The 23,441-nt window shown below is 65.2% G+C and carries 23 protein-coding genes; 16 read left to right on the plus strand and 7 right to left on the minus strand.

Annotated elements, in window-relative coordinates:
- Window positions 1–205 precede the first annotated feature (205 nt).
- Window positions 206–1,213 (plus strand): ABC transporter permease, encoded by a 1,008-nt coding sequence (locus BMZ97_RS01420; protein ID WP_092164723.1) that lies wholly within the window; start codon window positions 206–208, stop codon window positions 1,211–1,213.
- A gap of 13 nt (window positions 1,214–1,226) precedes the next feature.
- Window positions 1,227–2,135, plus strand: a complete 909-nt coding sequence (locus BMZ97_RS01425; RefSeq protein ID WP_210188194.1) for an ABC transporter permease — start codon at window positions 1,227–1,229, stop codon at window positions 2,133–2,135.
- Between the two features lie 342 nt (window positions 2,136–2,477).
- On the opposite strand, the gene BMZ97_RS01430 is transcribed toward BMZ97_RS01425, so the two are convergent.
- Genes BMZ97_RS01430 through BMZ97_RS01440 form a run of 3 tightly spaced genes read right to left on the minus strand, consistent with a single transcriptional unit; the run spans window position 2,478 to window position 5,410 of the window.
- Window positions 2,478–3,746 (minus strand): NAD(P)/FAD-dependent oxidoreductase, encoded by a 1,269-nt coding sequence (locus BMZ97_RS01430; RefSeq protein WP_210188195.1) that lies wholly within the window; start codon window positions 3,744–3,746, stop codon window positions 2,478–2,480.
- Entirely contained in the window at window positions 3,743–4,489 is a 747-nt protein-coding gene (locus BMZ97_RS01435) for an N-formylglutamate amidohydrolase (protein ID WP_092164731.1), read from the minus strand. The genes BMZ97_RS01430 and BMZ97_RS01435 overlap by 4 nt, the downstream gene beginning before the upstream one ends.
- A gap of 57 nt (window positions 4,490–4,546) precedes the next feature.
- Window positions 4,547–5,410: a MurR/RpiR family transcriptional regulator gene (locus BMZ97_RS01440; RefSeq protein WP_092164732.1), complete on the minus strand. Its 864-nt coding sequence runs from the start codon at window positions 5,408–5,410 to the stop codon at window positions 4,547–4,549.
- 133 nt (window positions 5,411–5,543) lie between these two features.
- On the opposite strand from BMZ97_RS01440, the gene BMZ97_RS01445 reads away from it, so the two are divergent.
- Together BMZ97_RS01445 and BMZ97_RS01450 are read left to right on the plus strand one after the other, a co-directional pair.
- Complete coding sequence (locus tag BMZ97_RS01445; protein WP_244546189.1) at window positions 5,544–7,259, plus strand: peptide ABC transporter substrate-binding protein; 1,716 nt, start codon at window positions 5,544–5,546, stop codon at window positions 7,257–7,259.
- Between the two features lie 413 nt (window positions 7,260–7,672).
- Window positions 7,673–7,888, plus strand: coding sequence for a DUF1059 domain-containing protein (locus BMZ97_RS01450; protein ID WP_092164733.1), 216 nt, complete (start codon window positions 7,673–7,675; stop codon window positions 7,886–7,888).
- Window positions 7,889–8,084: 196 nt separating this feature from the next.
- On the opposite strand, the gene BMZ97_RS01455 is transcribed toward BMZ97_RS01450, so the two are convergent.
- Together BMZ97_RS01455 and BMZ97_RS01460 are read right to left on the minus strand one after the other, a co-directional pair.
- Window positions 8,085–9,020, minus strand: a complete 936-nt coding sequence (locus BMZ97_RS01455) for a LysR substrate-binding domain-containing protein (protein ID WP_092164734.1) — start codon at window positions 9,018–9,020, stop codon at window positions 8,085–8,087.
- A gap of 90 nt (window positions 9,021–9,110) precedes the next feature.
- Window positions 9,111–9,803, minus strand: coding sequence for an SDR family NAD(P)-dependent oxidoreductase (locus BMZ97_RS01460; RefSeq protein ID WP_092164735.1), 693 nt, complete (start codon window positions 9,801–9,803; stop codon window positions 9,111–9,113).
- Window positions 9,804–10,023: 220 nt separating this feature from the next.
- Here BMZ97_RS01460 and nac point away from each other — a divergent pair, with 220 nt between their 5' ends.
- The 5 genes from nac (at window position 10,024) to BMZ97_RS01485 (ending at window position 14,189) form a co-directional block, all read left to right on the plus strand.
- Window positions 10,024–10,968 carry a nitrogen assimilation transcriptional regulator NAC gene (gene nac / locus BMZ97_RS01465; RefSeq protein WP_092164736.1) on the plus strand — a complete coding sequence of 315 codons (945 nt, stop codon included), beginning with the start codon at window positions 10,024–10,026 and terminating at the stop codon, window positions 10,966–10,968.
- Between the two features lie 138 nt (window positions 10,969–11,106).
- Window positions 11,107–11,862, plus strand: a complete 756-nt coding sequence (locus tag BMZ97_RS01470; RefSeq protein WP_092164737.1) for an SDR family oxidoreductase — start codon at window positions 11,107–11,109, stop codon at window positions 11,860–11,862.
- Between the two features lie 42 nt (window positions 11,863–11,904).
- Window positions 11,905–12,357 (plus strand): acetyl-CoA carboxylase biotin carboxyl carrier protein, encoded by a 453-nt coding sequence (accB, locus tag BMZ97_RS01475; RefSeq protein WP_092164738.1) that lies wholly within the window; start codon window positions 11,905–11,907, stop codon window positions 12,355–12,357.
- Window positions 12,358–12,408: 51 nt separating this feature from the next.
- Entirely contained in the window at window positions 12,409–13,770 is a 1,362-nt protein-coding gene (gene accC / locus BMZ97_RS01480) for an acetyl-CoA carboxylase biotin carboxylase subunit (protein ID WP_092164739.1), read from the plus strand.
- Entirely contained in the window at window positions 13,767–14,189 is a 423-nt protein-coding gene (locus BMZ97_RS01485) for an acetyl-CoA carboxylase biotin carboxyl carrier protein (RefSeq protein WP_092164741.1), read from the plus strand. The genes accC and BMZ97_RS01485 overlap by 4 nt, the downstream gene beginning before the upstream one ends.
- A gap of 55 nt (window positions 14,190–14,244) precedes the next feature.
- On the opposite strand, the gene BMZ97_RS01490 is transcribed toward BMZ97_RS01485, so the two are convergent.
- Entirely contained in the window at window positions 14,245–15,447 is a 1,203-nt protein-coding gene (locus BMZ97_RS01490) for a pyridoxal phosphate-dependent aminotransferase (protein ID WP_092164743.1), read from the minus strand.
- A 566-nt stretch (window positions 15,448–16,013) separates the two neighbouring features.
- Here BMZ97_RS01490 and BMZ97_RS01495 point away from each other — a divergent pair.
- The 7 genes from BMZ97_RS01495 to BMZ97_RS01525 all read left to right on the plus strand — a co-directional run bounded on the left by BMZ97_RS01495 (window position 16,014) and on the right by BMZ97_RS01525 (window position 22,673).
- The gene (locus BMZ97_RS01495; protein ID WP_092164745.1) at window positions 16,014–16,937 is read left to right on the plus strand and encodes an ABC transporter permease; all 924 of its coding nucleotides are present in this window, start codon (window positions 16,014–16,016) and stop codon (window positions 16,935–16,937) included.
- Complete coding sequence (locus tag BMZ97_RS01500) at window positions 16,934–17,737, plus strand: ABC transporter permease (RefSeq protein ID WP_092164747.1); 804 nt, start codon at window positions 16,934–16,936, stop codon at window positions 17,735–17,737. Before BMZ97_RS01495 ends, BMZ97_RS01500 begins: the two co-directional genes overlap by 4 nt.
- A gap of 67 nt (window positions 17,738–17,804) precedes the next feature.
- The gene (locus BMZ97_RS01505) at window positions 17,805–18,869 is read left to right on the plus strand and encodes an extracellular solute-binding protein (protein WP_092164749.1); all 1,065 of its coding nucleotides are present in this window, start codon (window positions 17,805–17,807) and stop codon (window positions 18,867–18,869) included.
- 10 nt (window positions 18,870–18,879) lie between these two features.
- Complete coding sequence (locus BMZ97_RS01510; protein WP_092166472.1) at window positions 18,880–19,977, plus strand: polyamine ABC transporter ATP-binding protein; 1,098 nt, start codon at window positions 18,880–18,882, stop codon at window positions 19,975–19,977.
- Window positions 19,978–20,157: 180 nt separating this feature from the next.
- Window positions 20,158–20,862 carry a 5-oxoprolinase subunit PxpB gene (gene pxpB, locus BMZ97_RS01515; protein ID WP_244546252.1) on the plus strand — a complete coding sequence of 235 codons (705 nt, stop codon included), beginning with the start codon at window positions 20,158–20,160 and terminating at the stop codon, window positions 20,860–20,862.
- Window positions 20,859–21,860, plus strand: coding sequence for a 5-oxoprolinase subunit C family protein (locus tag BMZ97_RS01520; RefSeq protein WP_092164753.1), 1,002 nt, complete (start codon window positions 20,859–20,861; stop codon window positions 21,858–21,860). Before pxpB ends, BMZ97_RS01520 begins: the two co-directional genes overlap by 4 nt.
- Before the next feature lie 45 nt (window positions 21,861–21,905).
- On the plus strand, window positions 21,906–22,673 hold the full coding sequence (locus BMZ97_RS01525; protein WP_092164755.1) for a LamB/YcsF family protein: 768 nt from the start codon (window positions 21,906–21,908) through the stop codon (window positions 22,671–22,673).
- Between the two features lie 146 nt (window positions 22,674–22,819).
- Here the strand turns inward: BMZ97_RS01525 and BMZ97_RS01530 are convergent, their stop codons facing one another.
- Window positions 22,820–23,233, minus strand: a complete 414-nt coding sequence (locus BMZ97_RS01530) for a RidA family protein (RefSeq protein ID WP_092164757.1) — start codon at window positions 23,231–23,233, stop codon at window positions 22,820–22,822.
- Window positions 23,234–23,441: the final 208 nt, after the last annotated feature.

Here is a 23,441-nt window from a genome sequence, read left to right on the forward strand (position 1 = left end):
AGCAGCCGGGGCAGAGCATCCGGCGGGGTGCGGGCCCGTCTCGAATAAAAGTACTATTTGTTACATATTGACTGCGGCGTGGCATGCTTGCAATGTATTTTACATATTCCGGCGATCGCGACAGGTGCCTTCAGGATGGATCAGAACCTCACATGCGGCGCTGCCGGCGACTGCGCCCGCCGCATGCGCGGCTGAGGCTCTCCGGATGTTCCAATACACGCTGCGCCGGCTGCTGGTGGCGATTCCGACGCTTCTGCTGATCAGCCTGGCCATCTTCCTGCTTCTCGGCCTCGCGCCCGGCGATCCGATGGCGCAATTACCGCTGACGATTCCGCCCGAGGTGAAGGAGAAGATGCGCCAGTCGCTTGGCCTCGGCGATCCGCTGATGCTGCGCTACCTGCTGTGGCTCAAGCAGTTCTTCTGGATCGAGCCGCTGCATGTCTTCGACACCTTCTTCGGGCTGAATCTGGCTGGCGACAGCCAGCGTGTGGTGTCCTGGCAGTCGCGCGCGCCCGTTGCCGATATCATCGCGCTGCGCCTGCCGCAGACGCTGTGGGTCGTGGGCCTGGCTTATGTGGTGGGGATCGCGATTGCGCTGCCGATCGGCATCCTCTCGGCCTATCGGCAGCACAGCTGGTTCGACCAGCTTGGCACCTTCCTGGCGATGATCGGCTTCTCCGTGCCTACCTTCTTCACCGGGGTCGTGCTGATCGTGATCTTCTCGGTCGAGCTGCACTGGTTTCCCTCGCTCTACGACACGACGCTGAAGGTCACCGACTGGAACAGCTTCCTGATGCAATTGCGTCAGATGGTTCTGCCGGTGATGGTGCTGGCGCTCTACAATGCCAGCCAGATCAGCCGGTTCATGCGGGCCTCGATGCTCGACAATTTGCGGCAGGACTACGTCCGCACCGCTCGTGCCAACGGCCTGAGCGAAAGGGTCGTGGTGCTGGTCCATGTGCTCAGAAACTCGATGATCCCGGTCGTGACCGTCATCGCGATGGGTGTGCCGCAGATCTTCGGCGGCGCCATCATCACCGAGCAGGTCTTCAAGGTGAATGGGATCGGTGAGCTGCTGATCTCGTCGATCCAGGCGAATGACGTGCCGATGGTGCAGACCCTGACCTTCATCTTCGCGGTGCTGATCGTGCTGTTCAACCTGGTCGCCGATATCCTGTACGGCGTTCTGGATCCGAGGATCCGCTATGACTGAGCGGGGATCCTCTATGACTGAGGCTGCCGCGCCCGCTGCCCGCCGGCGCTCGAGCCAGGCGCGCGATGTCTGGCGCCGCTTCCGCAGCCATCGCGGTGCGGTGATTGGCGTAGTGATCCTGGGGGCGATCCTGCTGGCAGTCATCGCCGGCCCCTGGCTGTGGCAGCTCGACCCGACTGCGCTGGCGATGCGGCTGCGCAACAAGGGCCCGTCGCTGGAGCATCCGCTTGGCACCGACCAGCTTGGGCGCGACATGTTGGCGCGATTGATCGCGGGCGGGCGGGTCTCGCTGACGGTCGGGCTGACGGCGATGGGGCTAGCGCTGCTGCTGGGCACGCTGGTGGGGGTTTGCGCGGGGTTCCTGCGCGGGCTCGACGGGATCCTGATGCGATTGACCGATCTGTTCCTGGCGCTCCCGCTGCTGCCATTGCTCCTCGTCATGTCGATGCTCTTCCGCGAGCCGCTGTCGCAATGGCTTGGCGCCGAGACGGGGATATTCCTGCTGATCGTCACTTCCATTGGCGGAACCAGCTGGATGCACACGGCGCGCCTGGTGCGGGGCGAGGTTCTGACCTTGAAGGAACGCGAATTCATCCTTGCCGCCCGCTCGATCGGCACGCAGCGGGCTAAGATGATCCTGCGCCACATCCTGCCCAATGTGCTGTCGCCGATCCTGGTTTCGGCCACGCTCGGGATCGCGAGCGCAATCATGACCGAAAGCTCGCTGTCCTTCCTTGGGCTCGGCTTTCCACCGGATTTCCCGACCTGGGGGCGCCTGCTTTACGATGCGGTCGATCAGATCCAGCTCTATCCGATGCGGGCGATCCTGCCCGGCATCGCGATCTCGCTGACGGTGCTGTCGGTCAATTACATCGGCGATGGATTGCGCGACGCGATGGATCCGCGGATTCGCGGGCGCTGAAGGACCGTTTTGAAACTCCAGCCCTCATCCTGAGAGCCTGGCCTGAAATGAACCGAGCGATCTCAAAGGCTTCCGATCGCGCGCTATCACCCGCGCCGTCATCCTGGACAAGCCGCGCAGCGGCGCAGCTCCGGGATCCATCGGAGGGCTCCGGAACTTTACGATGGATCCCGGGACGAAGCTTCGCTTCGCCCAGGATGACGGCGCAGAGGTGATCAAGACAGAGCCCTTGAAATCAATGGCTTCATTTCAGGTCGGCCTCTGAGGAGCGCTCCGCAGGATGAGGGCTCGCGAGGTTTCCAAAAGGCCTCTGAGCCGGGCGGCGCGCCGTGGGGAGGGCCTTCAGCCCTCCATCCGGTCACGCAATTGGTTGAACGGGCCACGGCACAACTGCACCATCCGCCCGAGCAGCGCGCGGGCGACGACCCGCGGCGGTTGCCGCTGGGGCCACCAGGCAAGCCCCGCTGCGGGATCTTCAAGGGTACGGGCGAAGGCGCAGGCCAGAGCGGCCGAGGTCGGTACGCCCCGGCCGGACCAGCCGGAAAGCGCCCAGAGCCCGTCGTCGAGGCGCTGGATCGAGGGCGTCTGGTCGAGCGCCATGCTGACGGTGCCGGTCCACATGAAGTCCCAGTCCAGCCCCGCGAGCGCAGGCCAGATACGCGACAGGCGGCGGGTCATGAAGGCTGCGGTATAGTCGAAGCGGCTGCCGCGACCGGGTTCCTGCAAGCCGCCGGTGATGATCCGCCCGGAGGCGTCGATGCGGAAGAACATCGGGTCGTGATGGGTATCGCCGAAATTCATGCCCGACGGCATGACGCTCGCGCGTTCCTCGGGCGTCAGTGGGCGGCTTGCCACGGCGTAGCTCGTCAGCGGGAAGAAGCCCTGCGTCACCGCGCCGGGGATAGCGGCCGTGGAATAGGCGTCGGTCGTCAGGCCGACGGTCTTGGCGCGGATTTCGCCCTCGGGGGTGCGGATGCACCAGCGACCGTCGCGGCGCGAGAAACCTGTCATCGGGCTGTCGGTGAAGACCTCGACCCCAAGTGAGAGCGCAAGCCGCGCCAGTTCGCGCGCATAGCCGAGCGGATTGAGATGGCCGCCCTCGCGGTGGACCCACCCGCCCAGGAAGGCGCGGGTGCCGGTCAGCCCGGCGACCTCCTCGGCATCGAGATAGCGCTCGGTCTTGCCGTAGCCTGCGTATTTCGCCTGTGCCGCCCGGGTCGTCGCCAGCGTCCGGTCGTTATAGGCGGCGCTGAGCGTGCCCTTCTGGACCGCCTCGCAGCGCAGGCCGTGGCGCGCGATCCGCTCGAAGACCCGGGCCCCGGCCTCGGCGAGGAGCCCAACGCCCTTTTCGGGCAGCGTCGCGGGATCGAGATAGCCAAACACCGGGATGCATTGGCCGTGGTTGCGCCCGGATCCTCCGGCGCCGATATCGCGCGCCTCGATCACCGCGACGCGGGCCCCGGCCTCGGCCAGTTCGATCGCGGTCAGCAGGCCGCCATAACCGCCGCCGACCAGGAGCATATCGACATCGCGCGTGCCGGCGAGGCGCTCGGTCGCCGGGGCAGGGACGGCGGTCAGCGCATAGGGGGGCTCGGCGGAAAACCGGGTCACGCGGCAACTCCGCTATCGATGGCGGCTGTCAGCGCGCCGGCCAGACGGCCGGCCCAGCGCGCGCGGTCAGGCCCGGTTTCCAGAAGGTCGTTCGTCACCTCGAAACCGCAGGCCGGCAGGCCCGAGCCATAGCTGTGCCAGTCGACCGAGAAGACGCCGTTGCGGCCGGAATAGGGCTGGTTGTCGCCCAGGACGAGGCCGTCTTCCTTTCCGAGATGATCAAGCAGGTGGCGCGACAAGGTGTCGTCGTCATGCCAGATCGTGCCGCCATCCCAGGGGCGGTGCTGGCCCTGGAAAATGCGCGTGCAGCTGTGCAGTGCGAAGAGAAAGGGGCGCGGATGGCGCGCGGTCTGGCGCTCCCAGATCGCACCCAGCAGCTTGTGATAGGGCCAGAACACGGCCTCCTGCCGGGCCTCCCTTTCGGCCGGGGACAAGGCGGCATTGGCTGTGATCGGCGTGCCTTCGAGCGCCGAGGCGATCGAGCGGGGATCATCGACCCAGCGGTTCACGTCGATCACGAGGCGGCTGACGTCGCAGAGCACGATCGGCACGTCGATCCGTGCAGCAAGCTCACGGGCGAGTTCCGCCACGCCCAGATCGCAGAAATAGTGGCTGTCGCGCCAGGCCGGGGTGAGGCCGAGCTCGCCGAGCCCGGGCGGGACCGAGCGGCCGGCATGGTCGACTGCGATCACCCCGGGCAAGCGACCGTCCGGGTTCAGCAGGATCGGCGGATTGGCATTCATGGCAAGTCAGAATTCATGGCAGGTCAGCATTCACGGCAGGTCAGCATTCACGGGAGGTCAGCTCTCCTTGGACGGCTCGGTTGCGCCGAGGTTGCGCAGTTCCTCGATCCGGGCGAGCCGGTCGCGGCTTGAATCGCGACAGCGCAGGCTGATGGCGGCGACAATCGCCTCGATCTGGGCGGTGACAACGACGCGCGAGCCGAAGGGCGAGGTCGAGGCGTCGGGCGAGGTCAGCACCGCATCGGCATGTTCGGCGATGGGCGAACGCCAGGTGTCGGTGAACAGGCAAAGGCGCGCGCCGCTTTGCCGTACGCCGCGCGCGAAGGTCAGGAGCTCGCTCTGGTAGCGGCGGTAGTCGAAGATCACGAAGACGTCCTGCGGTCCGGCATCGACAAGCGTGTCATAGGCGAAGCCCAGGGTGAGGGGGGTGAAGACGACGCTGGGCCGCAGCTGGCCAAGCTGCGTCGCCAGCCGCTGCGCGAGGTTCTGGCTGTAGCGCCCGCCCAGCAGTTTGATCGTCGCCCGGGGGGACACCAGCAGGTCGACGATCGCATCGAATTCCGCCGGCATCGCCTGGGCGGCTGCGAGCTGCAGCGCCTCGGCCTGCATCAGCAGGGTGCGCTGGTAGATATGGTGGGGTGTCTCAGCCGGTGCTTCCGAGCGGATATTGTTCAGAGGCGAGCCGAGCTGGCGTTCGACATCGGCGATCGCCGCGGCCTGGAAATCGGCGAAGCGCGAGAAGCCGATCTTGGTGAGGAAGCGCAGCACCGTCGGTGCACTGACCGAGGCCTGTTTTGCCAACACCTCGACCGTCGTAAGCGCGCGCGTCGGGTAGCCTTCGAGCAAGACCGAGGCGACCTTCCGCTCGGCCGTCGACCGGGCTTCGCTGCGAATCCTGTCGAAAAGGGGCGGTGCGGCCATTCCTGTATTCTTTATTACATATTGACTTAAATCAAGCCTCTTGCACAGTATGTTACAACAAGCAATGCGCGTCGGAATGCCCCTCGCTTGGGAGCCCAGCAGGCGAATCGGGCCGGCAACAGGAGAGAACGGAATGAGCATGGCCAAGTTCTCGACCACAGCAAAGTTCCTGACCACGGCCGCGCTTGCGCTGCTGCCCTTTGCCGCGCAGGCGGAGCGGGGTTCGGACGGGGATCTGAAGATCTTCTACTGGCAGGCAGCGTCCACGCTGAACCCCTATCTCTCGGGGATCGGCAAGGAGGTCGATGCCGCGGCCCTGGTGGTCGAGCCGCTCGCGCGATTCGATCCGCAGGGCACGCTGGTGCCCCTGCTGGCGGCCGAGATCCCGACGAAGGAGAATGGCGGCATCCTGGCCGACATGACGATGATCACCTGGAAGCTGCGTGCCGGCGTCAAATGGTCTGATGGCAGCGCCTTCACCGCGAAGGACGTGGTCTTCACCTGGACATACTGCACTGCCCCGGGCGCAGGCTGCGCGGCCTCGAACGCCTTCGACGGGATCAAGGACGTGGTGGCCAAGGACGATCTGACCATCGAGATCCGGTTCGCGCAGCCGACGCCTTATCCCTATGTGCCCTTCGTCAGCTCGACCACGCCGATCCTGCAGGAAGCGCAGTTCAAGGAGTGCATGGGCGCCAAGATCGCCTCTTGCACCGCGCAGAATTTCGCGCCGATCGGCACCGGCCCCTACAAGGTCAAGGACTTCAAGCCGAACGACGTCGTCGTCTACGCGCTGAACCCGGCCTACCGCGAAGCCGACAAGCCGCATTTCTCGGGCGTGACGATCAAGGGCGGGGGCGACGCGATGTCCGCCGCACGGGCCGTCTTCGAGACGGGCGAAACCGACTACGCCTGGAACCTGCAGCTGGCGCCCGACGTCCTGGCGAAACTGACCTCGGCGGGCAAGGCGCGGCCGGTGACGGCCTTTGGCTCGATGGTCGAATACCTGTTCCTGAATCTGACCGATCCCGGATCGGATCTGGGTGACAAGCGCTCGACTGTGGCGGGCGGCCCGAACAAGATCCTGAGCGATATCCGCGTGCGCAAGGCGCTGTCCCTTGCCATCGACCGGGCCGAGATCGCGGAGGTTCTCTATGGTGATCAGGGCAAAGCGACCTGCAATGCCGTGCCGGCGCCCGCGCAATATGTCTCGACGGCCAATGATGGCTGCCTGACGCCCAATGCCGCAGCGGCCAAGGCTTTGCTGGACGAGGCGGGATGGAAGCCCGGCTCTGACGGCATCCGCGAAAAGGGCGGACAGAAGCTGAAGCTGTCCTTCCTGACCTCGACCAGCGGGGTGCGGCAGGACACCCAGGCCATGCTGAAGGAGTACTGGAAGGTCCTCGGCGTCAGCGTCGATCTCCGCAATGTCAGCGGCTCGGTCTTCTTCGGCGGCGATGCCGGCAACCCGGACACGCGGCAGAAGTTCTACGCCGACATCGAGATGTACACCGACAACTCGAAGGGCCTCGACCAGGAATCCTACCTGAACAAATGGACCTGCGCAGCGATCCCGTCTCCGGTCACACAATGGCAGGGCAGCAACATGCCGCGCTATTGCTCGCAGGATTACGATGCTGTGTCGCAGAGCTTGCGGAAGACGGATGGCATCACTGCGCGAGCCGAACTCGCGCGCAAGATGAACGACATGCTGGTGCAGTCCTATACGGTGATCCCGCTCGTCCATCGCGGCAATATCTCGGGCGCGGCCAAGTCGCTCAACGGGGTCTCAATGAACCCCTGGGACAGCGAGTTGTGGGACGTGGCCGGCTGGTCGCGAGCCAGGTGAGGGCGATTGCCGCCCGCCGCCCTAGGGTCTCTTGGGTCTTCTGGGGGATGTCCGATTGGATGTCCGGATCTCGCCAGACGAACTCCGCAACGGCTTGAGCGTTTTCGAGCGAAGTGGGCAACGGTTCGCGTGAAGAATGCGCGTTAAAACAATGAGATGGAGCTATCTGGCGATCCAATTTGATCGGAAACGGTTCTAGCGCCGCGTCTTCATGGCGCAATAACGCCTTGGCCGCATCGGAAGTGAATGCTTAAACAACCAGCAGCTGTGCTTGGTCCGGAGCAAATTGAGCAACGTCCGTTGTTGTCATAAATTGTCAATTCCCCTGCGTAAGTGTAGCGTGAATCAAGCCGCTTCCATTCGACCTGATGTAATGGAAGGGGGCTTGATATCTTCCAATTGAGGAGGATGCCGTGGGACGCAAATTCATCGACTGCCGCGAATTCCCGAGCGAGATGAAGTGCTCGGTCGCGATTACCGCCGATAGCGAGGGCGAACTCCTGGAGGTGGCCGTGCAGCATGCCATCGCCGTGCACGGGCATCAGGATACGCCTGAACTGCGGGACCAGATCAAAGGTGCCATCAAAGACGGCACGCCGCCTGAAGCGGCGCCCCGTCGCGCCGCCTGATCGAACAAGCGCCTTCGACAGCTGCAAGACATTCGGCTAACAGCCACTAGAGCGTTTTCGAGCGAAGTGGACACCGGTTCGCATGAAGAAAACGGGTTAAAATAAGGGGCTAGGGCATTTTTGCGATTCGGAGAAACGCGGAAATGCTCTAGGAGGAGCGGATTTGGGACCGCGCCAATAGATTATTGCGTGACCCTCATAGGGATTGGCGATGGTCCGCGGGCCAGCGCGCCTTCAACGCCTGGATCTGTTCGTTGAGGACGCCGTAAACCGCAAAGGCGGCATCCGACAGCGCGACATTGTCGGGAATGCCGAGCGACATCGGCAGCGAGGCGCTGGCCGATGCGATGCGGCGGATGACCGGCTTCATGCCGACCAGCAGCGTACTCGCGATCGGCCATGGCAGGACCGTTGCGGCCATGCCTTCGAGAACGGCGGTCGCCAGCGTCGGCAGCGCGTGGATCTCGGCCACGACGCGCGCCCGCACGCCCGCCTCGCTGCAGGCCCGTTCGACGGCCTGACGCAGATAGGATTCGCGCGCCGGGAGCACCAGGTCGATCTTCGCGAGCTCGGACACGGAGATCGCTGTTTCGCTCGCGCCGCCGAGATCGAAGGCAGGCGGCGCCACGAGATAGAACGGCTCGTCGAACAACGGCGTGTAGCTGAGCCCGCGCACGGGCGTGTCGCCATAGAGCACGGCCATGTCCATGCGGCCCTTCAGCGTCATTTCGCTCAGGGTCACGCCGAAACTGTCGAAGATGTTCAAAACGATGCCGGGAAAGCGGCTGCGCACCTCGCGCAGGAGCGCCGGCGCGATCAGGCTCGCGGTGCTCAGCGGCGCAAGGCCGACCGTGACATTGCCGGAGACCGCGGCGCCGGAGTCAAGGATGCTGCGCCGCGCCTCCTCGATCTGCCGTTGGACCATCTGCGCATAGCGGTAGAGGATCTGGCCGGCTTCGGTGGGCGTCACCCCGCGCGTGCTGCGGATCAGGAGCTGCTTCTTGAACTCCACCTCGAGGCTGGCGATCTGCTGGCTCAGGGCCGGCTGCGCGACATTGAGCACATTGGCCGCGCGCGTGACGCTGCCGAGATCGACGACCTTCAGGAAAGCTTCGAGACGTTTCGTGTCCAAGTGCGCTTCACCCCCGCAACGTATCCCCCGACGATGCGACAAGCGGGAGGGAAACGCGACAGGGAGGTTACGATCGCCGCAGACGCCGCGTCACAGCATCGGTTCGTACTGACAATGCACCAGCAATTCCGAAACCGCGGCATTGTTGGGCAGGCGCAGCAAGGTCTCGACGAGTTCGGCGAGATCGCCCGGCTGGGTCATCTCATGTCGCGGAATCTCGTCGTCCTTGAGCGTCATGTCGGTTGCGACATAGCCCGGGCAGATCACGGTGGCGCGGATGCCGGCATCGCGCCCCTCGCGTCGGACGCCATGCGTCAGCGCCGCGACCGCGAATTTGGTCATGGCATAGCCGACATTCGAGGCGACGCGCTTGCTGGAGAGCGAGCCGAGATTGACGACGCGGCCATGACCGCACACGGCCAGATGCGGCAAAGCCGCCCGAATGACGCGCAGCGGTCCCTTCACATTGATCCGCCACATCTCGTCGAGGAGGTCTTCGCCCTCGTCGGAAACCCTGACCTTCGGGTTGATACCGGCGGCGTTCACCAGGGCATCGATCTGCCCGAAGCGTTCCAGCGTGGCCGCGACCCAGGCTTCCGCGGAGCCGGCTTCCTCGGCGTCGTAGCGGTGGACCAGTTCGTTTTCGCCAGCGAGCGCCGGGTCGGGACTGCGCATGCCGGACGAAACCCTGAAGCCGCGGTTCAGCAGCCGCTCAGTGACGGCGCGCCCGATGCCGCGCGAGGCTCCCGACACCATGACCACACGGCCTGCAGGTTCCAGCATGGCTCGATCTCTCCATCTCGGGCGCAGCGTTGGATCCGTGCGCAGACCGCCGAAGTCTAGGTCCGGTCGAGCGGTGGCGGCCAAGATGATCTGCATCTGGCGCCATAAGCGCCGCCTATGGCGGGGCCGGCGAGGGCGGGTCGCTTGCGGCCTCCGCGCCCTTCCCCCTAGATGCTTCCGGCAAGGCAGATTTGACGGCGCTCCGGCGGGGTGAGGTTCAGTGGATACGCGACGCCTGAAATCGTTCCTGAAGATCGTCGACACCGGCAGCCTGACGAGGGCGGCTGCGGCGCTCAACATCGCCCAGCCCGCGCTGAGCCAGCAACTGGTCAGCCTGGAAAACCACTTCAAGCAGAAGCTCCTGATCCGCAGCCAGCAGGGCGTCACGCCGACGGAGGCCGGGCTCGTGCTCTATCGGCATGCGCGCACGATCCTGAAGCAGCTCGAGCACGCCGAGAACGACGTCAAGCGCGCCGCGACGACTCTGAGCGGCGCGGTCTCGGTCGGGCTTGCGCCCTATAGCGCCGGCTCGACCTTGTCCCTGAGCCTGCTGACGGCGGCGCGCGAAAAGCATCCCGACATCCTGCTGCACATCAATGAGGGGTTCGGCGGCCCCTTCAGCGAACTGATCATGACCGGGCGGTTGGATATGGCGGTCATGCATGGCGCCGGGCCGATGCGCGGGCTCAGTTTCCAGCCGCTTCTGGTCGAGGAATTCGTCCTTGTTGCGCCGCTGGCGGTGCCTCTGCCGGGAAACCCGGACGAGCCGATGTCCCTGGGCGAGCTCGTCGACATGCCGTTGATGCTCCCCAGCAGGGTGAATTTCGTCCGCAAGGCTGTCGATGCGGCCTTTGCAGGTATTCGTCACGATCCGCGCCTCGTCGCGGAGATTGAGTCGCTCGGCACGCTTCGCGATGCGGTCAGCGAAGGCGCCGGAGCCACGATCCTGCCCTGGTCGGTTGCGAACCAGGTTGTCGTGCCGGGACGCTCCGTGATCCGCCAGATCGCATCACCGAAGATCGAGGACACCGTCTCGCTATGCGTGTCCGATTTGATCCCGCTGTCGGAGGCGGCCGTCGCCATCCGCGGCATCCTGTTCGAGATCGCGACGCAGGCGGTCTTGTCGGGTCGGCTCTCGGCAGCAAAGAAAGACGCGGCGAAATAACTCCTGCCTTTCCTGGGATCGGGTCATCGCCCTGGCTTATGGCCTCAGAGCGAATTGGTTGTGTTCAAGGCCCCATGGCGATCCTAGCTTGATGTCGAGAGCCCGCATGGCGCGGGCCGAGCACGGGACCGTACGCAAGTGGCCTTTTCAGATTATCGGACCGCCCTGGTCACAGGGGCTTCGTCGGGCATCGGCGCGGCCACGGTCAGGCGCCTGCGCAAGGAGGGGCTCGAGGTGCATGCGCTGGCGCGCGATGCGCAGCGACTCAAGGCGCTGGCCGACGAGACCGGCTGCCTGCCGCATGCCCTGGATGTCAGCTCGGTCGACGACATCACCGCGCTTGCTTCCGAGCTCGCCATCGACGTCCTCATCAACAATGCCGGCCAATCGCGGCAGGGCGACATCCTGAACACCTCCGCGGCCGATGTGGATTCCCTCATCGACGTCAATCTGCGCGGCGTGCTGCATCTGACCCGCCTGTTCGTTCCCGGCATGCTGGAGCGCAATCGCGGCCATGTCGTCAACATCACCTCGATCGCCGCGCATTACGCCTTCCCCGGTGGCAACACCGTCTATCACGCGACCAAGGCCGGCGTTCACGCGCTGTCGAAGCAGCTGCGGACGCATCTCTACGGTTCGCGGGTGCGCGTGACCGAGATCTCCCCGGCCCGCGTCGAGACGGAGGTTTTCGCGCGTCTGCTCGGCGATCCCGTCGCGGCCCAGAAGCGCTTCTACGAGGGCTATGAGGCGCTGCAGCCCGAGGACATAGCGGATTCGATCGCCTTCGCGGTTGGATCGCCGGCGCGCATGAATGTCAGCTTCATGGAAGTGCTGCCGACCATGCAGGTGGTCGGTGGCCTGAATTTCGCCAAGAGCAACCCGGCGTCGGCCTAACTGCGGCCAGCTCTTACCTCATTGAAAGACCACGGTCCCGGGATGGAACTCGCCAGGCTGAAGGCGCTGATCGATCTGGTCTCACGCTCGCGGATTTCCGAATTGGAGATCACGGAAGCGGGTGAGCGCGTCCGCATCTGCAGATCGTCGCCTCCCTTCGCGGTGCCTGCAGCGGCTGGTCCCACCGAGCCACGACATGACCCGGCGGCAGAATTCCGGCGCCTGGGCGGCGCGGTGGACGTCCCGAGCGAGACGGACGGCCACATCGTCGTCGCGCCGATGTTCGGCATCTTCCATCGCGCGCCTTCGCCCGATTCAGCGCCATTCGTGGAGATCGGCCAAGTGGTCGCGCCGGGCCAGAAGCTCTGCATCATCGAGGCCATGAAGACGTTCAACACGATCGGTTCGGACGTAGCTGGAACGGTCGTCGAAATCCTCGTCGAGAGCGGGCAGGAGATCGAGGCCGGACGCCCCTTACTGCGGATCGCTCCGTGATGGGCGGGAGCAGCAGGCGACGCAGCTTGGCCGCCCGGTCGGGGCTGGCGCATGTTCGATAATGTCCTGATCGCCAATCGTGGCGAGATCGCGCTGCGCATCCAGCGCGCCTGCCGAGCGCTCGGGCTGAAGACGATCGTTGCCCATTCCGAGGCCGATCGCGACGCCCGCTATGTCGCTCTTGCCGATCAGGCCATCTGCATCGGCCCCGCCGCGGCACGCCTCAGCTATCTCAGCCCTGCAGCGCTCCTGCTTGCAGCCGAAGCGACCGGCGCGCAGGCGATCCACCCGGGTTACGGCTTTCTCTCGGAGAATGCGGGCTTCGCCGAGCAGGTCGAAGCCGCCGGCTTGAGCTTCATCGGTCCGACGGCCGCCTCCATCCGCATCATGGGCGACAAGGTCGCCGCCAAACGGGCCATGCGCGAGGCCGGTGTTCCTTGCGTCCCTGGACCCGACACCGCCTTGCCGGACGATGCCGGGGAGATCGCCGCCATTGCCGCGGAGATCGGCTACCCCGTCATCGTCAAGGCGGCCGGCGGCGGCGGCGGGCGCGGCATGCGCGTCGTGCGCGTGCCCGGTGAGCTTGCGGAAGCCATCGCCGTGACCCGCGAGGAGGCGCAGCGCGCCTTCGCCAACCCCGAGATCTATATCGAGAAATTCCTCCAGCACCCCCGTCATGTCGAGATCCAGGTGCTGTGCGATCAGCATGGCACGGCGCTGTGGCTGGGCGACCGCGACTGCTCCCTGCAGCGCCGCAATCAGAAGGTCGTCGAGGAGGCCCCGGCGCCGGGCATCGCGCGTGATCTGATCGCGCGGATCGGGGAGGCCTGCGTCGAGGCCTGCCGTCGGATCGGCTATCGCGGGGTCGGCACCTTCGAGTTCCTCTATGAGGACGAGGCCTTCTATTTCATCGAGATGAACACGCGGCTTCAGGTCGAACATCCTGTAACTGAGATGACGACCGGGCTCGATCTCGTCTGCGAGCAGATCCGCGTCGCGCGCGGCGAGCGCCTGGCCCTGACGCAGGCGGAGATCAAGCTGTCCGGGCATGCGATCGAATGCCGGATCAACGCCGAGGATCCGGAGAGTTTTTCAGCCTCTCCCGGCCGCGTCACGCGCTGGGATCTGCCCGGCGGGATCGGCGTGCGCCTCGATTCCCATGTCGTCGCGGACTATGTCGTGCCGCCCCATTACGATTCCCTGATCGCCAAACTGATCGTCCATGGCGCGACGCGGGAGGAGGCGTTGATCCGCGCCCGGATCGCCTTGTCCGAGATGAAGGTCGAAGGGATCAGCACCAATATCCCGCTCCATCGCGAGATCCTGGAGGACGCGGATTTCGTCGCCGGCGGGGTCGATATTCACTTTCTGGAAAAGCGACTGGCGCTGCGTCAGCGGGCGGGGCGGCCATGATGGAGATCGCCGAGATCGAACAATTGCTGCGCTGGCTGGAGGAGGCCGGCCTCGATTCCATCGAGATCGAAGGACCCGAGCATGGCCTGCGGTTGAGGCTGCAGCGCGATGCGGGCTCGGCTGAAGCCGGCGAGCCGTCCGCTGTCGAGCCGTCCGGCAGCTCGGAGCGGCGGCGGGACGACGCGACGGAGATCGTGGCGGCCCGGGGCCCCGGCCAGTTCCAGGATCGCCATCCCGCGCGCGAAAAGGCGTTCGTGCGCGTTGGAGACAGCGTCTGCTCCGGCGACATCCTCGCTTTGATCCGGACCGGGCCGGTCTATGCCCCGGTCACCGCGCCGCGCGACGGTCGTGTCGAGCAGATCCTGGCGGCAGCTGGCGATTTGGTCGGTTTCGGATCGCTGCTGTTCCGGATTCGATAGGCGTTCGCACCCGGGCGGCGCGCGCTAGCCGGGTCGCGGCGACTGCGGCCCGAAATCAGCGCAGCCCGCTGCAGAACTCCTGGATGCGGCGGCAGCCTTCGCGCAGACTCTCCATGTCGGTCGCATAGGACACACGGAAATAGGGGCTCATTCCATAGGCCGAGCCCTGCACGGTCGCGACATGCTGTTCCTGGAGGAGAGCGAAGACGAAATCGGTGTCGGTCTCGATCTTACGCCCGCCCTTGCTGGTCCGGCCGATGCAGCCCGCGATGTTGGGGAAGACATAGAAGGCCCCTTCCGGCTTGTGGCAGAGGACGCCGGCCGCCTGGTTGAGCTGCTCGACCACGAAATCGCGCCGCTCGCGATAGATCTCGGCGCGCTCGGCCAGCAGATCCTGCGGGCCGTCCAGGGCTGCGATCGCGGCAGCCTGGGCGAGCGTGCAGATGCCGTTGGTCGCCTGGCCCTGCATGTTGTTCATCAGGGCGATGAGGGATTTTGGGCCGCCGCAGAAGCCGACGCGCCAGCCCGTCATCGCATAGGCCTTTGAGGCGCCGTTGACCGTCAGCACCCGCTCCTTCAGGCGCGGCTCGACTTCGGCGAGGGTGCAGAATTCGAAGCCGTCATAGATCAGGTGCTCATACATATCGTCGGTCAGGACGGCGACATGGGGGTGGCGCAGCAGGACATCGGCGAGGGCCTGCATCTCGGCGCGCGAACAGGCCGCGCCTGTCGGGTTGTTCGGAAAGTTCAGGATCAGCCATTTCGTCCCGGGCGTGATCGCCGCTTCCAGATCCTCAGGCCGCAGCTTGAACTGGTTGTTCTCGGGGCAGGGTACCGCCACCGGCGTCGCCTGCGCGACCATGACCATGTCGGCATAGCTGATCCAGCCGGGGGCGGGGATCACCACCTCGTCGCCGGGATTGCAGGTCGCCATGATGGCGTCGAAGATGATCTGCTTGCCGCCATTGCCGATCAGGATCTCGTCCAGTTCGTAGTCGAGCCTGTTGTCGCGCTTGAACTTGCGCTGGACCGCGGCCTTCAGCGCCTTCGTGCCGTCCTGGGGCGGGTATTTGGTGTCGCCGGCCAGGGCCGCGTTGTAAGCCGCCTCGATCGCATGGGCGGGCGTGGCGAAATCCGGTTCGCCCGATGACAGGCTGATGATCTTCACGCCCTGGGCGCGCAACTCACGGGCCCGGTCCGTCATGGCCGCGGATGCGGAAATCTTGACAGTTTTGATGCGGTCGGCGGCTTCGAACATCGAGATTTCACCTCACTGGGACCCGAGCGCGCATGCGCCGACAGGCCGGCCTCGCGGCCCTTGGACCGCTGTGAGGATAGGGCGCGAGGCGACGCGCCGCTAAGACGGGTTCGTTCTGACGTCATAGCGCTTGCCTATGGCGCGGCCGCCGTCCGGGTATACAGCCGCCCGGCGGCAAGGCCGTGGCTTGCATGACCTGCTTTACCCAAGAGGTCGGTCACAAGTCGCCATACCGGGCTGGCTATGCCGCTTTCGTTGCCAACACGCTCAGATCCTCATCATCCCGGCATGGCACGGTCATAAGCAGGGCCGATGACCCTAAACGAAGTTTGTCTTATCCGGGTTCGAGGGACGCGGATAAAAACAAGATGCAGGGGCGAGCCGCTTATCGGCAGCCAGGGGACACAGCCATCGGCGGCGGAGGTTCGGCCAGATGCTGCCGATGATCTCCGCGGCAGGTTCGCCGGCTCAGTGAAGACCGTTGACGGGCCGCGAGGTGCCGGTTCGAGCGTTTGGAACGACTAGAGACACCACGACGATCCGTTGACTCAGGAGACTGCTCCGGAATGACAGATGTCGCGCAAACGACCGCGCAAGCGCCAGGCGACCTTGATGAGCGCTCGCCTTGGCGCCTCACTTTGTCCGTCGGCTTCCTGGCCCTGCCGATGCTGGCCTTCCTGTCGATCTTCTTCTTCTACCCGGCCGCCAATCTGCTGTTTTACAGCTTCCTCTCGCAGGACGCGAAAGGCATCATCGGGCGGCCTTTCACCCTGTCGCACTATGTGCATATCGCCGAGATCGATCTCTATCTGAGGGTGTTCTGGAATACGCTGCAGATCGCCTTCGTCACCTCGATCGTCGCCATCGTGATGGCCTATCCGGTCGCCATCGTGATGGTCAAAAGCAACGCGATCGTGAACCGCGTGATCAGCCTGATCGTGATCGCACCGCTAATCGTCAGCGTCGTCGTCCGCGCCTATGGCTGGCAGCTCATCCTGGTCAACACGCCGACCGGATTGCTCAACTGGCTGCTCCTGACGCTTCACATCATCAACGAGCCGCTGGAGCTGCTCTATACCAAGACGGCGGTCGTCATCGGCTCGCTGCACGTCTTCTTCCCGATGATGGTGCTGCCGCTGGCCTCGGCGCTCGGCAAGATCGATCCCAATCTGGAGGATGCGGCCAGGATGCTCGGCGCGCCCTGGTGGAAGGTTTTCGCGCGGGTGACACTGCCTCTGAGCATTCCGGGGCTCGTCGCGGGCTTCACGCTGGTCTTCTCGCTGACCGCGGGCTCCTTCGTCATCCCCGTCCTGCTCGGTGGCACCTCATCGACGATGCTCGGCAACCTGATCGAGCAGCAGATCTTCGTCGTCTATGACTGGCCCTTCGGCGCCACGATCGCGGTCGTGCTCGTCATCGTGGTCTTCGCGATCAACGCCTTGTCCATGCGCATCCTCGAAGGGCGCCGCTTCCGGAGGATCGCCTCATGAGCGGCCGTCTCGAAGGCGTCGGAGCCTGGGTGCTCTACTGCGTCACCGCCGCGATGATGATCTTCATCCTTGCCCCGCTCCTGGTCGTGATGTCGGTCTCGGTCTCGGACAGTTATTTCGTGACCTTTCCGCCGCAGGGCTTCACCCTGAGCTGGTACGCCAAGGTCCTGCAGGATCGCGATTTCCTGGATGCGCTCCAGCTCAGCGCCGTGCTCGCCTTCAGCACGACGATGGGTTCGCTTCTGCTGGGCGTCCCGGCCGCCTTCGCCCTCGTGCGCGGCAGCTTTCTCGGGCAGTCCTTCCTCAAGAGCCTGGTGCTCTCGCCGCTGGTCTTTCCAGCGCTCGTGACCGGACTCGCCCTGCTGCAGCTGCTCTCCAGCTTCGGTTCGGGCGATGCCCGGTTGAACCTGTTGATCGGCCACATCGTCGTCACCGCGCCTTATGTGGTCCGGACGGTGGTCAGCAGCCTCCAGCTCATGGACATCAATCTGGAGGAGGCGGCGCGCACGCTCGGAGCGAGCAGGATGAAGACCTTCTGGCGCGTCACCTTGCCCCAGATCGCGCCTGGAGTGGCGGCGGGCTCGCTCTTCGCCTTCATGGTCTCTTTCGACAACTATCCGATCTCGATGTGGCTGGCGAACTCCGAATACAGCCCGGTCCCGCTCGTCCTGATGCGTCAGCTGGTGAACGTCTTCGACCCGTCGGTGCCGGCGATGTCGACGATCATCATCCTGCTCGCGGTGGTCGGCGTGCTGATCCTGGAGCGCCTCGTGGGGCTGCGCCGCGCGGTCGCGATCTGACCGGACACTGGAGTTCACTGACGAGGCCGACCCGTTCATCACCAATAAAAAAGGGGAATGCAGAACCATGACAATCGATCGCAGAACGCTCATCGCATCCGCTGCCGCCAGCGCCATCGTCATGCCGACGATCGTCACCCGGGCCCATGCCCAGGAGAAGCAGCTCCATATCGGTGTCTACAACTCAGCCCTCGGCAAGCTCGTCCAGAAGGAGGTCATCCCGGCCTTCGAGAAGGAGCATAAGTGCCGCGTCTTCACGATCGAGGGCGCGACCCTGTCCAACATCGCCGCGCTGCGGGCGACGCGCGCCACGCCGAAATTCAGCGTCATGATGATGGACGATGTCGGCGTGCCGCAGGCTAAGCAGGAGGAGCTGATCGACAAGCTCGACCCGGCGAAGATTCCCAATCTCGCCAAGGTCTACAAGCGCTTCCTGTTCGAGGACAGCTACGGCGTCGGCTTCAATATCTCGAGCGCGGGCATGTTCATCAACCCGCAGAAGACGACCGGCCTGACGAGCTACGAGCAGATCTTCGATCCGAAATACCGCAAGCGCATCCTGCTCAACACGCCCAAGAACACGCAGAGCGTGCTCATGCTCATCGTCGCGACGGCGCTGGCGACCGGCAAGCCGCTCAAGGAAGCGCAGTATCTGATCGATCAGGGCTGGGACAAGCTCGCCCAGCTCAAGCCGAACGTGCTGACGATCTATGACAGCGAGGCGCTCGTCCTGATGGTGGCGCAGGGACAGGCCGATATCGGCGGTATCGACTACTCCAAATCGATCTATCCGCATGCGGCCAAGGGCGTGCCGCTCGACATGGCGCCGCTGAAGGAAGGCTCCTTCACCGGCATCAACAGCCTGACGCTGGTCAAGAATGCCCCCGAGCCCGAACTCGGCGCGGCTTTCATCAACCGCATGCTCGATCCTGCCGTGCTGGAGATGCTCTCCTCGCAGACTTTTGGCGCGCCCTCGGTGGCCGGGATCAACTTCAAGCCGGAGGTCGCCAAATACCTCGCCTATCCCGACACCAAGATGGACGAGATGGGCCTGTTCACGCCGGACTGGAACTTCATCATTCCCAAGCGTGCCGGCCTGCTGGAACGCTACAACCAGGTCTTCAGCAGCTGACATGGCCCAGATGAAATCCGCGAATGTCCGGCTGGAAAAGCTCAACAAGCACTATCATCGGGTGGTTGCGGTCGAGGACGTGTCGCTCGCCATCGAGCCGGGCAGCATGGTCGCGCTGCTTGGCCCCAGCGGCTGCGGCAAGACGACATGCCTGCGCATGATCGCCGGGCTGGTCCAGCCCAGCTCCGGCGAGATCTTCATCAATGAACAGCGCGTGACGCGCGTGCCGGTGCACAAGCGCAATATCGGCATGCTCTTCCAGAACTATGCGCTGTTCCCGCATATGACCGTGGCCGAGAACATCGCCTTCGGTCTCGACATGCGCGGCGTCGGCAAGGCCGATGCCGGCAAGCGCGTGACCGGGGCGCTCGACCTCGTCCAGCTCGGCAAGTTCAGCGACCGCTTCCCGAGCCAGCTCTCGGGTGGACAGCAGCAGCGCGTCGCGCTCGCTCGCGCTCTGGTCATCGAGCCCGCCATGCTCCTGCTCGACGAGCCGCTCGGCGCACTGGACAAGGGGCTGCGGGAGAGCATGCAGGTGGAGCTGCGCGCACTCCAGCGCCGTCTCGGGCTCACCACGGTCATGGTGACCCACGACCAGGACGAGGCGCTGACGATGGCTGACCGCATCGTCGTGATGCGTGATGGACGGCTGGAGCAGGTTGGCGGCGCCACAGAAATCTATCAGAAGCCGGCTTCACGCTTCGTCGCGACCTTCCTTGGCGCATCGAACCTGTTCAGCGGCAAGATCGAGACGCGCGACGGGGCAGGGGCGCTGGTCGCTGTCGCGGAGGGCTTCGGCCTGCTCGTGGACGGGCTGTCCAATGAGGCTCGGGAGGCGACCGTTTCCGTGCGTCCCGAGGCCATCGTCGTCGAGCCTCTGGGCAATGGAGCGCCCCGGACGGAGGTGCCCAACAGCGTCGTCGCGACCATCGATCAGGTCGTCTATCGCGGCTTCATCAATCACTATTACCTGAAGCTGCCGGGCGGCTCCGAGATCATCGCCTATCAGCAAAACCGGACCAGCGAAGGCGCCAGTTCCTTCGCTCCCGGTGACAAGGTCATCGCCCGGTGGGACGCATCGAGCAACCATGTCCTGCCTAATGGCTGATCGCATGATGCGCTTCCGCCATGCCGGCGCGCCCCAGAGCGCGCCGCGATGCCCGCATAAGCATTGGGTCTTGGCCGTTCCATCGCTCCGCAGCGCAAAGCAAGGCGATGCCCGACAAGCCCGGCCGGGGCAGCGCCGCCGCCTGGGCCGTTTCGTTCTGGAGATGCCGTTTCCGTGTCGCTGGACCTGACGATCGCCGCCGCAGCGGACGAGGCGCCGCCCGCGCCGACCGAGGAGCTGCCCAAGCTCAGCAATATCGGAACGCGCGCGCTCATCATCGAGGCGCCGGGCGCGTTCGACCTGCGGCAGCAGAGGCGCATCCTGGCGCTGGCGGATGAGGTGGCTACCTGGTCCGGCGTGGTGGAAGTGGTTCCCGGCGTCACCAATCTGATGCTGATCTTCGCCGAGCCGCCGCGCGATCTCCAGGCCTGCCGGCGCGCGCTTGCCGAGGCCTGGCGACGCCTGCCGCCAAAGCAGCTGGCCAGCCGTGTGATCGAAATCCCGGTCATCTATGGCGGCGAGCTCGGCTCGGACCTCGCCGCCGTCTGCGCCTATTCGGGCCTGCCACGGGAGGAGGTCATCCGCATCCACAGCAGTGGCACCTACACTGTCTGCTGCCTCGGCAGCTCGCCGGGTTTCGGCTATCTGCACGGTCTCGATCCCAAGATCTTCATGCCGCGCAAGACCGTGCCGTCCCTGCGCATGCTGGCGGGCACGGTGACGATCGGCGGCATGCAGGCCGGGGTCTCGGTCTCGACCGGGCCCAATGGCTGGAACGCGATCGGCTTCACCGCGGTGTCGATGTTCGATCTGGCGCGTGACACTCCCGCCCTGCTGGCGCCTGGCGACATTGTTCGCTTCACCATTGAGAGAGACGAGCCGTGATCGAGGTTCTCTCCACCTTCGCGCTCAACACGGTGCAGGATCTCGGGCGCTTCGGCTCCCGCCATCTCGGCGTCGGCACCTCCGGGGTGATGGACCCGCTCGCCCTGACGGTCGGCAATATCCTGCTCGGGAACCCCGATGATGCGGCCGGCATCGAAATCCAGACCTTTCCGTTCGAGCTGCGCTTCCAGGTCGACACCGCCTTCGCCGTGACCGGGGCGGACTGCACCGCGACATTGGACGGGCGCCTGCTGCCGCCCTGGTGGACCACCCCTGCGAAAGCCGGGCAGGTGCTGAAGCTGCATCCGCCCAAGAAAGGCGCGCGCAGCTATCTGACGCTTGCCGGCGGAGTCGACGTACCCGTCATACTCGGCTCCCGCAGCACGCATCTGCGCAGCGAATTCGGCGGCTTCATGGGACGAGCCTTGGCGAAGGGCGATGTCCTGAGAACGGCAGGTGGAGTCGGCGGGCCAGCGCGGCTGGGGCCTGACGAATTCGGGGCCGAGCCCGCCGACATGGCGCTGCCGCCGGGCGCTTCCGGCGAGACCGACTCTAGCGACGATACATTGCCGATCAGGGTGCTGCGCGCGGGCGAATACGAACTCTTCCCGCAGGAAGCCCGCCAGCGCTTCTGGCGGACGGCCTGGAAGATCACCCATCAGAGCGACCGCGCCGGCTACCGGCTGGGCGGCGAGCCCCTGAAGCTCGCATCCCGCGTCGAGATGCGCTCCTACGGCATCGTCGCCGGCGTGGTCCAGGTGCCGCCTTCCGGAGAGCCTATCATCCAGCTCAGCGATGCGAACACCGCGGGCGGCTACCCGAAGATCGCCGGCGTCGTCGAGGCCGATCTCTGGCGCCTGGCGCAGGCCCGGATCGGTAGCTCCATCCGCTTCGTCGACACGACCTATGACGATGCCGTCGCCGCGATGGCGCCCGTGGACACCTATCTCGCGCAGATCCGCCGGGTGGTCGAGCTCTACCGGCAACGGCCACGCTAGCCACCTAGCGATGGCGGCGGGGCCAGGAGAACGAGGACAACGAAGATGAAGATCGACCTCAATTCCGACATGGGCGAGGGCTTTGGGCCCTACAGGATCGGCGATGACGAAGCGCTGATGGAGATCGTCTCCTCGGCCAATGTCGCCTGCGGCTTCCATGCCGGCGACCCGGTCATCATGGATCGCACCGTGCGGGCGGCCAAGGCGCGCAAGGTCGGCATCGGCGCCCATCCGGGCCTGCCGGATCTGATGGGCTTCGGCCGCCGCATCATCCAGATGGACAGCGCCGAGCTGGAGAAGCACCTCGTCTATCAGATCGGCGCCTTGCAGGGCATCGCAGCGGCCGCGGGTCACAAGGTGACCCATGTCAGCTATCACGCCGCGCTCGGGAACATGGCGACCGCCGACAGGGACGTCGCGGATGTGCTCGCGCGCGCCATCGCCGCCATCGACCGCGACCTCATCGTCTTCTCGATGCCGGATACGGAGGTGGAGCGTGCGGCGGAGCGCGCAGGCCTGCGCGTCCTGACGCTGTTCCTCGCCGACAGGGCTTATGACGAGCGCGGCGAGCTGGTCTCGCGCAAGCTGCCGAATTCGGTGATCACCTCGCCGGATGCGGTCGCCGCACGGGTGCGGCAATTTCTCGACGGCGGCACGGTGACGACGATCGAGGGTAAGCGCCTCACAATACGCGCGAGATCCATCCTGGTGCACAGCGACACGCCGGGCTCTACGCAACTCGCGCGAACCGTCCGCGCGACAATCGAGGCAGGCGGGGGCACAGTCGCCCCCGCAACCGAGATACTGGCTTGATCGGCGGGCCCCTATATGGCTCTAGAGCAGGATGCGAAAAAGTGGGCACCGGTTTTTCGCATTGATCCTGCTCTAACTCCTTGATGAGAGACGGATTCAGATTTCAGGCGGGATCACGAAGTGACCCCGTCTGAAATCATCCGGCTCTAGCGGGCATCCCCGCCTGCCTGCTGCTCCGGAGTGGGCGGGAGCAGGGCGGCCGTGATGATGATCTCGATCAGGTCGCCTTCGGGCATCACCGACTGCACGAAGGAGCGCACGGGCCCGTAACCGGCCGGCATCCAGCTCGACCAGGCTTCGTCGAAAGCCGGCTTGTTGTCGTGATCGGTCACCACGATCTCCGCCTTGACGATGCGCGTGCGGTCGAGGCCCGCATCCCTGAGATAAACCTCGATGACGCCCAACGCGCCCAGCGTTTGCGCCTTGATGTCCTGCGTGCGGTCAGGCGAGGTCGCGACCGCCCAGAGGAAGCCGCCCCCGCCCGGCAGATGGTAGACCGCCACGGCCGATTTGGTGGGAAGCGTCTTGTTGGGGATGCGGGAGATATCTGTCGCGGTCATGTTTCGCTCTTGGGCAGTCGCTCTTGGGGCCGTCGATCACGGGCGTACCTGCATATCGGCGCAGGGGGGCAGGACGCTAGCAATTTGGGAGCCGTCAGAGCCGATGCTGGCCTCAAGACCGATCGCCACGAGCCGTCGGCCCGCCCATGATCGCCGTCACGCGCGCTCAAGCACAGCGCCGCGCTCCATGAACCAGATCTCGCCGTCT

The sequence above is a fragment of the Allobosea sp. OK403 genome, assembly GCF_900113835.1.
In the GTDB taxonomy this organism is placed as follows: domain Bacteria; phylum Pseudomonadota; class Alphaproteobacteria; order Rhizobiales; family Beijerinckiaceae; genus Allobosea.